The organism is Pseudomonas sp. Pseusp88, from assembly GCF_047303955.1.
Taxonomy (GTDB): domain Bacteria; phylum Pseudomonadota; class Gammaproteobacteria; order Pseudomonadales; family Pseudomonadaceae; genus Aquipseudomonas.
The window spans coordinates 46,325-58,973 of record NZ_JBGLYM010000006.1 but is presented as its reverse complement, the minus strand read 5'-3'; the positions used below and the strand labels follow the sequence as shown (position 1 = coordinate 58,973).

The 12,649-nt window shown below is 61.9% G+C and carries 15 protein-coding genes; 4 read left to right on the top strand and 11 right to left on the bottom strand.

Translation table 11 applies throughout. The annotated features are described in order from the left end of the window. The first annotated feature begins 78 nt into the window (after window positions 1-78). Window positions 79-1,974 carry a 1-deoxy-D-xylulose-5-phosphate synthase gene (dxs, locus tag ACCD02_RS10210; protein ID WP_413300968.1) on the top strand — a complete coding sequence of 632 codons (1,896 nt, stop codon included), beginning with the start codon at window positions 79-81 and terminating at the stop codon, window positions 1,972-1,974. A gap of 146 nt (window positions 1,975-2,120) precedes the next feature. On the opposite strand, the gene ACCD02_RS10205 is transcribed toward dxs, so the two are convergent. From ACCD02_RS10205 to nrdR, 11 genes are all read right to left on the bottom strand, one after another. Beyond that, window positions 2,121-2,540 carry an MFS transporter gene (locus ACCD02_RS10205; RefSeq protein ID WP_413300966.1) on the bottom strand — a complete coding sequence of 140 codons (420 nt, stop codon included), beginning with the start codon at window positions 2,538-2,540 and terminating at the stop codon, window positions 2,121-2,123. Further along, complete coding sequence (gene ribA / locus ACCD02_RS10200; protein WP_413300964.1) at window positions 2,537-3,154, bottom strand: GTP cyclohydrolase II; 618 nt, start codon at window positions 3,152-3,154, stop codon at window positions 2,537-2,539. Before ribA ends, ACCD02_RS10205 begins: the two co-directional genes overlap by 4 nt. A 114-nt stretch (window positions 3,155-3,268) precedes the next feature. After that, window positions 3,269-4,054 (bottom strand): ABC transporter substrate-binding protein, encoded by a 786-nt coding sequence (locus ACCD02_RS10195; protein WP_413300962.1) that lies wholly within the window; start codon window positions 4,052-4,054, stop codon window positions 3,269-3,271. A gap of 9 nt (window positions 4,055-4,063) precedes the next feature. After that, window positions 4,064-4,573, bottom strand: coding sequence for a phosphatidylglycerophosphatase A (locus ACCD02_RS10190; protein ID WP_413300960.1), 510 nt, complete (start codon window positions 4,571-4,573; stop codon window positions 4,064-4,066). After that, on the bottom strand, window positions 4,570-5,535 hold the full coding sequence (gene thiL, locus ACCD02_RS10185; RefSeq protein ID WP_413300958.1) for a thiamine-phosphate kinase: 966 nt from the start codon (window positions 5,533-5,535) through the stop codon (window positions 4,570-4,572). The genes ACCD02_RS10190 and thiL overlap by 4 nt, the downstream gene beginning before the upstream one ends. A 167-nt stretch (window positions 5,536-5,702) precedes the next feature. After that, window positions 5,703-6,200, bottom strand: coding sequence for a transcription antitermination factor NusB (gene nusB, locus ACCD02_RS10180; RefSeq protein ID WP_413300956.1), 498 nt, complete (start codon window positions 6,198-6,200; stop codon window positions 5,703-5,705). Then, window positions 6,197-6,673, bottom strand: a complete 477-nt coding sequence (gene ribE, locus ACCD02_RS10175) for a 6,7-dimethyl-8-ribityllumazine synthase (RefSeq protein ID WP_413300954.1) — start codon at window positions 6,671-6,673, stop codon at window positions 6,197-6,199. The genes nusB and ribE overlap by 4 nt, the downstream gene beginning before the upstream one ends. Before the next feature lie 137 nt (window positions 6,674-6,810). Further along, window positions 6,811-7,902: a bifunctional 3,4-dihydroxy-2-butanone-4-phosphate synthase/GTP cyclohydrolase II gene (gene ribBA, locus ACCD02_RS10170; RefSeq protein ID WP_413300952.1), complete on the bottom strand. Its 1,092-nt coding sequence runs from the start codon at window positions 7,900-7,902 to the stop codon at window positions 6,811-6,813. A gap of 17 nt (window positions 7,903-7,919) precedes the next feature. After that, on the bottom strand, window positions 7,920-8,582 hold the full coding sequence (locus ACCD02_RS10165) for a riboflavin synthase (RefSeq protein WP_413300950.1): 663 nt from the start codon (window positions 8,580-8,582) through the stop codon (window positions 7,920-7,922). Window positions 8,583-8,630: 48 nt separating this feature from the next. Continuing rightward, window positions 8,631-9,731: a bifunctional diaminohydroxyphosphoribosylaminopyrimidine deaminase/5-amino-6-(5-phosphoribosylamino)uracil reductase RibD gene (gene ribD, locus ACCD02_RS10160; RefSeq protein WP_413300948.1), complete on the bottom strand. Its 1,101-nt coding sequence runs from the start codon at window positions 9,729-9,731 to the stop codon at window positions 8,631-8,633. Between the two features lie 41 nt (window positions 9,732-9,772). Further along, window positions 9,773-10,237: a transcriptional regulator NrdR gene (gene nrdR, locus ACCD02_RS10155; RefSeq protein WP_259104609.1), complete on the bottom strand. Its 465-nt coding sequence runs from the start codon at window positions 10,235-10,237 to the stop codon at window positions 9,773-9,775. Between the two features lie 349 nt (window positions 10,238-10,586). Between nrdR and ACCD02_RS10150 the strand changes: the two genes are divergently transcribed. The 3 genes from ACCD02_RS10150 to trxA all read left to right on the top strand — a co-directional run bounded on the left by ACCD02_RS10150 (window position 10,587) and on the right by trxA (window position 12,649). Next, window positions 10,587-11,039, top strand: coding sequence for a YbaY family lipoprotein (locus ACCD02_RS10150; RefSeq protein ID WP_413300946.1), 453 nt, complete (start codon window positions 10,587-10,589; stop codon window positions 11,037-11,039). Window positions 11,040-11,044: 5 nt separating this feature from the next. Then, window positions 11,045-11,710: a class I SAM-dependent methyltransferase gene (locus tag ACCD02_RS10145; RefSeq protein WP_413301353.1), complete on the top strand. Its 666-nt coding sequence runs from the start codon at window positions 11,045-11,047 to the stop codon at window positions 11,708-11,710. 66 nt (window positions 11,711-11,776) lie between these two features. Beyond that, a complete protein-coding gene (gene trxA / locus ACCD02_RS10140) occupies window positions 11,777-12,649 on the top strand; it encodes a thioredoxin (protein ID WP_413300944.1) in 873 nt (290 codons plus the stop codon).

Genomic DNA, 12,649 nt, shown 5'->3' with positions numbered 1-12,649 from the left:
TCCATAAGCGCACCTTCATGGGCAGCATGCGCTGCATCAGGTAAACTGCCGCCTCTTTTACTTATAACGATTCGCCTGATGCCCACGACGTTCAAAGAGATTCCCCGCGAACGCCCGACCACGCCCCTGCTCGACCGTGCGCAAACGCCGGACGGACTGCGCCGGTTGGGTGAAGCCGAGCTGGAAGCCCTGGCCGATGAACTGCGCCTGGAACTGCTCTATACCGTTGGTCAGACCGGCGGGCATTTCGGTGCCGGGCTGGGTGTGATCGAGCTGACCATCGCCCTGCATTACGTCTTCGATACCCCCGACGACCGCCTGGTCTGGGATGTGGGTCATCAGGCGTATCCGCACAAGATCCTCACCGGTCGTCGCCAGCGTATGTCGACCCTGCGTCAAAAGGACGGCATCGCCGCCTTCCCGCGTCGCAGCGAGAGTGAGTACGACACCTTTGGCGTCGGCCACTCCAGCACATCCATCAGCGCCGCGCTGGGCATGGCCATTGCCGCTCGCCTGCAAGGCAGTGAGCGCAAGGCCATCGCCGTCATTGGCGACGGGGCATTGACCGCCGGCATGGCTTTCGAAGCGCTGAACCACGCGCCGGAAGTCGATGCCAACATGCTGGTCATCCTCAACGACAACGACATGTCGATTTCGCGCAATGTCGGCGGCCTGTCGAATTACCTGGCCAAGATCCTCTCCAGCCGTACTTACGCCAGCATGCGCGAGGGCAGCAAGAAAGTGCTGTCGCGCCTGCCCGGCGCCTGGGAGATCGCCCGCCGCACCGAAGAGTACGCCAAGGGCATGCTGGTCCCCGGCACCCTGTTCGAAGAGCTGGGCTGGAACTACATCGGCCCGATCGACGGCCACGACCTGCCGACCCTGATCGCTACGCTGCGCAACATGCGTGACCTCAAGGGCCCGCAGTTCCTCCATGTGGTGACGAAAAAGGGTAAAGGTTTCGCCCCGGCCGAAGTCGATCCGATTGGCTACCACGCCATCACCAAGCTTGATCCGCTCAATGCACCGGTTGCTGCGCCGAAGAAAGCCGGCGGACCGAAGTATTCGGCGGTGTTCGGTGACTGGATCTGCGATATGGCTGCCGCCGACGAACGGCTGGTGGGTATTACCCCGGCCATGAAAGAAGGCTCCGATCTGGTGGCGTTCAGCGAACGTTTTCCGACGCGCTACTTCGACGTTGCCATTGCCGAGCAGCACGCCGTGACCCTTGCGGCCGGCATGGCCTGTGAAGGCAGCAAGCCCGTCGTGGCGATCTACTCCACCTTCCTGCAACGCGGCTATGACCAACTGGTCCATGACGTGGCGGTACAGAACCTCGACGTCCTGTTCGCCATCGACCGCGCCGGTCTGGTCGGCGAAGACGGTCCGACCCACGCAGGCAGCTTCGATCTGTCCTACCTGCGCTGCATCCCCGGCATGCTGATCATGACGCCGAGTGATGAAAACGAACTGCGCCGCATGCTCAGCACCGGCTACCACTTCGTCGGCCCGGCAGCCGTGCGCTACCCGCGTGGCAGCGGCCCGAACGCGGTGATCGACAGCAGCCTGGAACCGCTGGAGATCGGCAAGGGCGTGATTCGCCGCAACGGCCAGGGCGTCGCCATTCTGGTATTCGGCGTGCAACTGGCCGAAGCACTGAAAGTCGCCGAGCGACTGGATGCCACGGTCATCGACATGCGCTTCGTCAAACCTCTGGACGAAGCCCTGATCCGTGAAGCCGCTGCCAACCATGAGCTATTGGTGACCGTGGAAGAGAACGCCGTGATGGGTGGCGCTGGCGCCGCCGTCAGTGAGTTCCTGGCCCGGGAAAACATCCTCAAGTCCGTCCTGCACCTGGGTCTGCCGGATGCCTACGTCGAACATGCCAAACCGGCGCAGATGCTGGCGGAGTGCGGGCTGGATGAGGCGGGAATCGAAGCGGCGATCAATGAGCGGTTGGCGTTGATTGGCTGAAATACCCAGCGAAGAGCCAATGATGGGAGCATTGTGGGAGCGAATTCATTCGCGAAGAGGCCAGAACACTCGACGAATTTTTATCGATTTCAACGCCGTCTTCGCGGATAAATCCGCTCCCACTGGAATGAACTGCCAGATGAACGTCAGGCCAACTGCCGCGGTATCCGATAGAGATACAGCAGTACCACGCTGGACAGCGTCAGCAGACACAGCGGCACTGTCTCCAGCCCACTGAACACCGCTATCGCGGCAATCCATGCAGGCACACTGGCAGCCAGCAACGCCTTGCTGCGGGTAGCGTCAAGATTGCGCCAGGCGCCGTCTTCTTCGGGAGTATCGAGGGCTTTGCCGGTGGCGATCAGGGCGTGTTTGTAGCGACCAAACGGGCGCAGGCTGACAAACATCGAGCTGACCCCGACGATAAAGGCGGGCATTGCCAACATCGGCGCAAAGGCTTCGGAAGGGGCGAACCAGCGGCTGATCACCACGACCGGCGCGACAATCAGCAGCAATTGCCACCACCAGGCCAGCGCCAGGCGGCGGCGCCTGTTATTGCGGGTCACGCCTTGTCAGTCTCGCTCTGGTGCTCGTTGCCCATCATGTGGCCAAGCTTGCCGGCCTTGGTTGCCAGGTACAGCTTGTTGTGCGGGTTATGGCCGGTGTGCAGCGGTACGCGCTTGGCGACCTTGATGCCCATGTCCGTCAGGGCCTTGACCTTGCGTGGATTGTTGGTCATCAGGGTCAGCGACTCGACGCCAAGATGCTGCAACATCGGCAGGCAGATGGCGTAGTCGCGCTGGTCGGCAGCAAAGCCCAGACGCTCGTTGGCTTCCACGGTGTCGGCACCACCATCCTGCAACTCATAGGCACGGATCTTGTTCATCAGGCCAATGCCACGGCCTTCCTGGCGCAGGTACAGCAATACACCGCGACCTTCGGCAGCGATGGCGCGCAGGGCGGCTTCGAGCTGCGAACCGCAATCGCAGCGCTGGCTGAACAGGGCGTCGCCCGTCAGGCATTCCGAGTGCACCCGACCGAGCACCGGGGCGCCATCGGCCACATCGCCGAGGCTTAAAACGACATGTTCACGCCCGGTGGCCTGCTCAAGAAAACCATGCATGGTGAATTGAGCAAAAGGGGTAGGCAGCTTGGAAGCAGCGACAAATACGACGGGCACCTTGTGCTCCTGATCTGTATGAGGGTGTGGATTAACAGGGCGGCATTGTAACAGTACGGTCCTACAGACGCTTATGCCGAATTATTGAGCATTCAGATCAACAAGATCGATTGGTCATTTGCCCGAACCTCTGGTTTGCACATCCACCCCCTCGAAGGGGTAAGGCCGCTTCCAGCGCTCAAACACCGGCCGTAGCTGGCCGTCGGCGATCAGTTGCTCCATACGTTCGTCGTATATCGTACGTAGGATTCGGCCTTTGTCAGTGTCAGAAAACACCAAAAACAGAGGCAGATCTGTCAGATAAGTGGCCAGGTATAGGTCCGGGCGTGGGGTCTGACTGAGCAAAAACTCCACTTCAGGCTGGGCATCGATATAAAAATCCACCCGTGAGTGCTGCAACATCGACAGCACATTGTCGCGCCGCAGCACCTCTTCGAACCGAGTGATACCAGGCAGGTAGCGCTGGTATTGATAACCGTGCATCCAGGCCAGACGGTAGTGCCGCAAATTGATCTGACTCGGCGCCGGGTTATTGGCCAGACCCAGGGCATAGATGCGGTCAGCGTCGAAGTGCCAGCGTGGATATAATACGCCGTTGGTCTCGGCAGCGTAGGAACCGACCCAGGCATCCACCGCGCCCTGCTTGACCAGCCCGACAGCTCGCACATAAGAGGCGGAGTTGGTCTTTACCGTAATCCCGCGCGGCTCGAATACCAGACGCAGAATGTCCCAACCCAGGCCGCGACCATCGATGTCGGTGTATTCACTTCGGGGCTCACCGACCAGGAAAATCTCGGTAATCACGGGCGCAGAAGAATGTTCCTGAGCCGTTGTCGGGAAGATGGGTAAAACCGTCGACAACATCGACCAGCACAACATCCACCATCTGCGACTGCTCATGCTGCTCTCCTAGAGCAAGTGCGATCCCCACACCATTGCCTGCACGGCCAACCAGGCAAAGATTCCCGCCAACACATCATCAAGCATGATGCCCGTCCCACCATGCACATGCCGGTCGATCCAGCTGATCGGCCATGGCTTGAGAATGTCGAAGAAGCGGAACATCAAAAAGCCCGCCAACAACCAGTACCAGCCCTGGGGCGCATCCCACAGGGTGATCCACATGCCGACCATTTCGTCCCAGACGATACCTTCGTGGTCATGCACGCCCAGATCGTCCGCCACCTTGCCACACAGCCAGAAGCCGAACAGCGTGGTCAGCACCAGCATCAAGCCGTAACCCCAGCCCGGCAGCATCTGCCACAGCGGCATGAACGGCACGGCGACCAGCGAACCCCAGGTGCCGGGGGCCTTGCGCAGGGTGCCGGAGCCCAGGCCGAAGGCCAGGAAATGCCAGGGATTGCTCCATACCGACGGCGTTACGGCCTGCGCCGCAACCTGATTGGGCTGATCTGTCACCGTGTCTCCCGAAAATGTTGATAACCCCGCGTCAACGGAGTGATGTCCTGCCCATCGGCATCGGTCAGTACGACACCCTGCCCCGCTTCAACAGCACCTATGACCCGAATCGGCCAACCGGCATCAAGCAAGCCGGGCAAAAACGCCGACGGTAATGTGAACGCTAGTACATAGTCATCGCCGCCGCTCAGGGCAGCCTGTTGTGCAGCGTCTTTTTCCAGCAGCCCGAGCAGCGCCGCCGACAGCGGCAGGCGCTCGCGCTCAATACGCAGGCGCACACCGGAAGCCAGAGCGATATGTCCACAATCGGCCAGCAGCCCATCGGAAATATCCAGCGCCGCCGTTGCCTTGCCCCGCAACGCCTGGCCCAGGGCCAATTGCGGCTGCGGCGACCAGTAGCGGGCCAGCAGGGGCTCGGTGATTGCCGCCGGGGCGGTGCGCTGCTTCAACACCAATGCCAGGGCACCCGCACCCTCGCCCAGATCGCCGCCGACACACAGCAAGTCGCCCACCTGAGCGCCACTGCGGGTCAGCGCCTTGCCGGTGGGAACGTGGCCAAAGACAGTCAGGGTCAGGCTTAACGGGCCGCGAGTGGTATCACCACCGACAAGGCGCAGCGAACAGCTCTGGGCCATAAGGTTGAGGCCGCGGGCAAAATCCTGCAGCCAGCCGGAATCGACCGACGGCAAGGTCAGGGCCAGGGTAAAGGCAGAAGGCGTGGCGCCCATGGCCGCCAGATCGCTGGCCGATACCGCCAGGGCACGCTGGCCCAGCAGGAACGGATCGCAGACTTCAGGAAAATGCACCCCGGCAACCAGAGTGTCGGTAGACACCGCCAGTTGCTCACCGGGCGGCAGGGTCAATAGCGCGCAGTCATCGCCAATGCCCAGGGCAACACCCTCGCCCGTCTGAGCACAGGGCGCAGCGGCGAAGTAGTTGCGGATCAGTTCGAACTCGCCCATTTCAATCTCGTTAAACAGCGCATGAGCTCGACAAAACATGTGGGAGCGAATTCATTCGCGAAAAGGCTCGTACAGACGACCTTATCTATCGCCTGAAATACCGCCTTCGCGAATGAATACGCTCCCACAAGTCGTGTTCGCAGCGCGCCTCCAGCCTTGCGCCAACCTCAGCGCTTGTAGGCTTTGACCTCAGCTTCACGCAGGCGTGGGGCCAGTTTGTCCAGCACGCCATTGACGAACTTGTGGCCGTCAGTGGAGCCATAGACTTTCGCCAGCTCGATACCTTCGTTGATCACCACGCGATACGGCACATCCACGCGCTTGAGCAGCTCGTAAGTGGACAGGCGCAGAATCGCCAGCTCAACCGGGTCCAGCTCTTCGATGGTCAGGTCCAGGCAAGGCTTGAGAGCGGTGTCGATCTCTGTCTTGTTGGTGCCCACGCCGTGCAGCAGCTCGCGGAAGTACACGCCATCGACATCCTTGAAATCATTGTCGACGCGGAACTGCGCTTCGATTTCCGTCAGGGAGTGATTCGCCATGTGCCACTGGTACAGCGCCTGGGTGGCCAGCTGCCGCGCTTCGCGGCGCTTGGCGCTCTTGCCCTTGGCAGCGTCAGGAGACTTGGGGTCACGCGGGTTGAATTGATCGCTGTCGTCGGAAATCACTTGGCCTCCAACTGCGCCAGCAGGCTGACCATTTCCAGGGCGGACAGGGCAGCTTCGGCACCTTTGTTACCGGCCTTGGTGCCGGAACGTTCGATGGCTTGCTCGATGGAATCAACAGTCAGCACGCCGAATGCAACCGGTACGCCGAACTCCATGGCGACCTGGGCGATACCTTTGACGCACTCGCCTGCAACGTATTCGAAGTGCGGAGTGCCGCCACGAATGACTGCGCCGAGGGCGACGATGGCGGCGAATTCGCTGCGCTGGGCAACTTTCTGCACGACCAGGGGCAACTCGAAGGCACCCGGTGCGCGGACGATGGTGATGTCGCTTTCCTTGACGCCGTGGCGGACGAGGGCGTCAACGGCGCCGCTCACCAGACTTTCCACGACGAAGCTATTGAAACGGCCAACCACCAGGGCATAGCGACCTTGGGGAGCGATGAAGGTACCTTCGATGGTCTTCAGAGTCATTCGGGAGAGTCTCGTCTTTATAAAGAGCAAACACGCCAGCTCGGCGTGTTTTTATGGATTTTAGGCCACGAATCACGACCACAGGCAGCATTTGCTGTGAAAACGCGAAGGTTTTCACAGCGCGGCGCCCGCCGGTCTTATTCGGAGGGCACGTATTCTACAACTTCCAGATCGAAACCGGATATCGCATTGAACTTCATTGGTGAACTCATCAGGCGCATTTTGCGCACGCCGAGGTCACGCAGGATCTGCGAACCGGCACCGACGGTGCTGTAAGTGGTCGGTGTCTTGGCCACAGTCTGCCCGGCGGTCTCGCGAATATGCGCCAGCAGCACGTCGCCATCCAGAGGATGGCCGAGCAGCAGCACGACACCGCTGCCAGCCTCGGCCACCGTGCTCATGGCGGCGCGCAGGCTCCAGCGGCCGGGCTGATTGACCATCAGCAGGTCGCGCAGCGGGTCCATGTTGTGCACGCGAACCAGGGTCGGTTCTTCGGCGCAGATCTTGCCCAGGGTCAGGGCCAGGTGAACGTCGCCTTCCACCGAGTCGCGGTAGGTGACCAGGTTGAACTGGCCCAGTTCGCTGTCCAGCGGCTGCTCGGCAATCCGCTGAACGGTACGCTCGTGGATCATGCGGTAATGGATCAGGTCGGCAATGGTGCCGATCTTGATGTTGTGTTCGGCAGCAAAGACTTCCAGCTCGGCGCGACGGGACATGGTGCCGTCATCGTTCATCACTTCGCAGATCACGCCGCTTGGCTCGAAACCGGCCATGCGCGCCAGGTCGCAGGCGGCTTCGGTGTGACCGGCGCGGGACAGAGTGCCACCGGCCTGGGCCATCAGCGGGAAGATGTGGCCGGGGCTGACGATATCTTCAGCCCTGGCGTCCTTGGCAGCGGCGGCCTGTACAGTGCGGGCACGGTCTGCGGCGGAGATGCCGGTGGTCACGCCCTCGGCGGCTTCGATGGACACGGTGAACTTGGTGCCGAAACCGGAACCGTTACGTGCAGCCATCAGCGGCAGCTTGAGGTTTTCGCAACGCTCACGGGTCATGGGCATGCAAATCAAGCCACGGGCATACTTGGCCATGAAGTTGATGTGCTCGGCCTGCACGCATTCGGCGGCCATGATCAGGTCGCCTTCGTTCTCGCGGTCTTCGTCATCCATGAGGATGACCATTTTGCCCTGGCGAATGTCTTCTACCAGTTCTTCAATGCTGTTGAGCGCCACAAGGCACCCCCTTCAATTCAGGATTTGAGGTAGCCGTTGGCGGCCAGAAAGCTTTCAGTGATGCCACCCGAGGTAGGTTCGGCGGCCTTGTCACCGAGCAGCAGGCGCTCCAGGTAACGGGCCAGCAGGTCCACTTCGAGGTTGACCCGACGACCCGGACGGTAGTCGGCCATGATGGTCTCGGCCAGGGTGTGGGGCACGATGGTCAGTTCGAACTCGGCGCCGTTGACCGCATTCACGGTCAGGCTGGTGCCGTCGACAGTGATTGAGCCCTTGTGCGAGATGTACTTGGCCAGCTCGCGAGGAGCACGGATGCGGAACTGGATGGCGCGGGCGTTTTCCTCGCGGGAAATCACTTCGCCAATGCCGTCGACATGACCGCTGACCAGATGGCCGCCCAGGCGAGTGGTCGGGGTCAGGGCCTTTTCCAGATTGACCCGGCTGCCCGCTTTCAATTCGTTGAATGCGGTAACGTCCAGGGTTTCGCGGCTGACGTCAGCCCAGAAACCGTCGCCCGGCAGTTCCACCGCCGTCAGGCAGACGCCGTTGACCGCAATGCTGTCGCCCAGTTTGACGTCGCCCAGATCGAGCTTGCCGGTCTCCACGTAAACGCGGATATCGCCGCCTTTGGGAGTCAGGGCGCGAATGCTGCCGATGGATTCAATGATGCCGGTAAACATGAGGTCCTCCAGGAGAACAAAGCCAGCGCTATAAGCGAAAGCCGAAAATTATACGCCTGACACGGGCACTGGTATTGCTGTGACTCGCCAGTCATTGCCCACCGCACGCATTTCAACGATTTGCAGCTCTTTGGCTTCGCTCATATGCGACAGCGGCAGGTCCAGCAGCGGACGGGCCGAGGAGCCCATGAACTTGCCCGCGATAAAAATCTGATACTCATCGACCAGCCCCTGACGGGTAAAGGCCCCAGCCAGGCGCGGCCCGGCTTCGACCAGCACGTCATTGACGCCCCGGGAAGCCAGTTCGAGCAACAGCTTGCGCAGATCGACATGCCCGGCCGTACTGGCCATCGCCAGCATTTCGTGGCCTTCCTCGTGATAACGCACGCGGGCAGACGCGGCGGCGCAGGTCACGACCAAAGCACGGCCCTCCTGAAAGAACGGCGCGGTCAGGGGCACGCGCAGGCGGCCATCAATCAATACACGCAGCGGCGGGCGGGTCACGCACAGCGCCGTCAGTTCGGCATTCAGGCCCAGCTCATCGGGACGCACCGTCAAGCGGGCGCGGTCGGCCAACACGGTATCGGCGCCGGTCAGCACGACGCTGGACTGGGCACGCAAGCGCTGCACGGCGGCACGGGCTTCGGGGCCGGTGATCCACTGGCTTTCGCCACTGGCCATGGCGGTGCGCCCGTCCAGGCTCATGGCCAGTTTCACCCGCACATAGGGCAGGCCCTTTTCCATGCGCTTGAGAAAGCCTTTGTTCAGCGCCCGCGCCTCAGCTTCCAGCACACCGCTCTGCACCGCGATACCCGCGCTCATCAGGCGCAACAGACCATGGCCGCCGACTTCGGGATTGGGGTCCTGCATCGCCGCGACCACCCGGGCCACGCCAGCATTTATCAGTGCATCGGCGCACGGCGGCGTGCGGCCAAAATGGCTGCACGGTTCAAGCGTGACATAGGCGGTGGCGCCACGAGCCTTGTCCCCGGCCTGACGCAGGGCGTGGACTTCGGCATGGGGCTCGCCGGCGCGGGCATGCCAGCCTTCGCCGACGATCTTGCCCTCGCGCACGATGACGCAGCCGACCCGCGGATTGGGATGCGTGGAGTAAATGCCCTTGCGCGCCAACTCAAGCGCACGAGCCATGTAGTGGACATCCAAAGCGCTCTGTTCAGTCAAGCGGGCACTCACTCTTTATTCGGCTCGCGGGCCAGACGGTCGATTTCTTCGCGGAATTCGTTGAGGTCCTGGAAGCGCCGGTAAACCGAGGCGAAGCGGATGTAAGCCACTTCATCGAGCTTTTGCAGCTCGGCCATGACCAACTCGCCCACGACCAGGGATTTGACTTCGCGCTCGCCGGTGGCGCGCAGCTTGTGCTTGATATGGGCCAACGCCGCTTCCAGACGCTCGACACTGACCGGACGCTTCTCCAGCGCCCGCTGCATGCCCGCGCGCAGCTTTTCTTCATCGAACGGCTGACGGCTGCCGTCCTGCTTGATCAGGCGCGGCAACACCAGCTCGGCTGTTTCAAACGTGGTGAAACGCTCGCCACAGGCCAGGCATTCGCGACGGCGACGGACTTGCTCACCCTCGGCGACGAGGCGTGAGTCGATGACTTTGGTGTCGTTGGCACCGCAGAAGGGACAGTGCATGGTGGCAGGCAACAATAAAAAAAGGTGGGCCATGGTAGGGGCTGTTGCCGTTTCAGCGCAACCGATGCAGCGGATGTCCCGGCGCCTTACCGGCTGAAGCCGGTCCCACAACTTGTATTTCAAGTCAGTTGCCCGTGAAGTGAAACAAACACAAAAAACGGATGTGGGACCGCTTCAGCCGGGAAGGCGCAGTATCTGATCACAACGCGACCGTCCAGCGGGCCACAAGACAAGTTTAAGGCTTTGCGGTATATAGACGCCCAGCACAGCGATACATCTGCGTATCGCCTATACCTGTCATTAGAGCGGTTGCTGCTGTCCTTCGTATTCTGTTTTGCTGGAGCTGTTCATGACCCTCAGACCGCTTGTTTTGCTCTGTCTGGCAGGCCTGCTGGCCGCCTGTAGCAGCACCGAGCCGCCCAAGCCCGCCGCCAAGCCCTCTACCGCCACCCAGGCCATCAAGTTGCCGGAAGGCCCCGGCCCGCTGCTGCCTTATCAGCGCGAGCTGAGCGGCCAGTTGCTCGGCGTGCCGAGTGGTGCCGAGGTCGAGTTGGCGCTGTTGGTGATCGATGAACGCAATCGACCGCAGAAACTGCTGTCGAGCACCAAACTGCTCGGCAATAACCAGTCCCTGCCCTTCCAGTTGCGCTTCAACCCCGAAGCCTTTCCGGCCGGGGCTCGGGTTGAACTGCGCGGCCGTGCCAGCCAGTCCGGCCAGTTGATCCTGCACCTGCCATCGGTGCGCATTCAGGAAGCCAACACCCAGGCACTCGGCGCCCTGCAGTTCGTCACCGCGCCGTGATCGAGCTGCAACAGCCTCTGAGCGAACTTCAAGAGTCATTGAGCGAACTGCTCGGTGACGCCCGGCTGGTGGACACGCCACTGCCGGGCACTGATCTGCGCCTGTGGCTGATCGACGCCGACAACATGGACCGCGCCTTCAGCCCCGAGGAAACCCGCCGCATCCTCGACGAGCCGCCGTACTGGAGTTTTTGCTGGGCCAGTGGTCTGGCCCTGGCGCGCTTTCTCGCCGAACAGCCCGAATGGGTCGCCGGCAAGCGCGTACTGGATTTCGGCGCCGGTTCCGGTGTGGCCGGGATTGCCGCGAAAAAGGCCGGCGCCCTGGAAGTGGTGGTCTGCGACCTTGATCCCCTGGCCATTGCCGCCTGCCGGGTCAATGCCACGCTCAATCAAGTTGAACTGGGTTACTCGACGGATTTCTTCGCCGAAACCGACCGCTACGACCTGATTCTGGTCGCCGACGTGCTCTACGACCGCGCCAACCTGCCGCTGCTCGACGCCTTCCTCGGCCGTGGTCGCGAAGCCCTGGTGGCCGACTCCCGGGTTCGCGACTTCGCCCACCCGGCCTACCAGCGCCTGGGGATGCTCCATGCCCACACCCTGCCCGATCTGGCCGAGCCCCACGAGTTCCGCGACGTCAGCCTCTATCACACGCGACGCACAGGCGACTGATTCGCGCTTTCAGCAAAGGCTCGCGGCCTTTATAGTTGACGGCATTCAGATTCCCCGAGACTTGTGATGAGCCAGGACACCCCGTACATCTTCGACGTCACCACTGCGACCTTCGACCAACTGGTGCTGGACAAATCCTTCGATCAACCGGTGCTGGTGGATTTCTGGGCCGAGTGGTGCGCGCCCTGCAAAGTGCTGATGCCACTGCTGGCGCAAATCACCGAGAGCTACCAGGGCGAACTGCTGCTGGCCAAGGTCAACTGCGATATCGAGCAAGACATCGTCGCCCGCTTCGGCATTCGCAGCCTGCCCACCGTGGTGCTGTTCAAGGACGGCCAGCCGGTGGACGGTTTTGCCGGGGCGCAACCGGAGTCGGAGATCCGCAAGATCCTCGAACAACACGTGGTCATGCCGCCACCGGCCGACGCCGATCCGCTGCAACTGGCCCAGAGCGCCTTCAGCGAAAGCCGTTTCGCCGAGGCCGAAGCCCTGCTCAAGCAGATCCTCACCGAAGACAACAGCAATGCTGCCGCGCTGATTCTCTACGCCCGCTGCCTGGCTGAGCGCGGTGAACTGGGCGAAGCCCGCACCGTACTCGATGCGGTCAAGAGCGACGAGCACAAGGCCGACCTGGCCGGCGCCCGGGCGCAACTGACCTTCCTCGCCGAAGCCGCCAGCCTGCCCGACGCGGCCGACCTCAAGGCGCGGCTGGCGCAGAACCCGCTGGACGATGAGGCCACCCATCAACTGGCCATCCACCACCTGTCCCGCCAGCAGTACGAAGCGGCACTCGACGGCCTGCTCAAACTGTTCATCCGCAACCGCAGCTACGCCGATGGCCTGCCGCACAAGACCCTTCTGCAAGTGTTCGACCTGCTGGGCAATGATCATCCGTTGGTGACGGCGTACCGTCGCAAGTTGTTTGCGGCGTTGTACTGA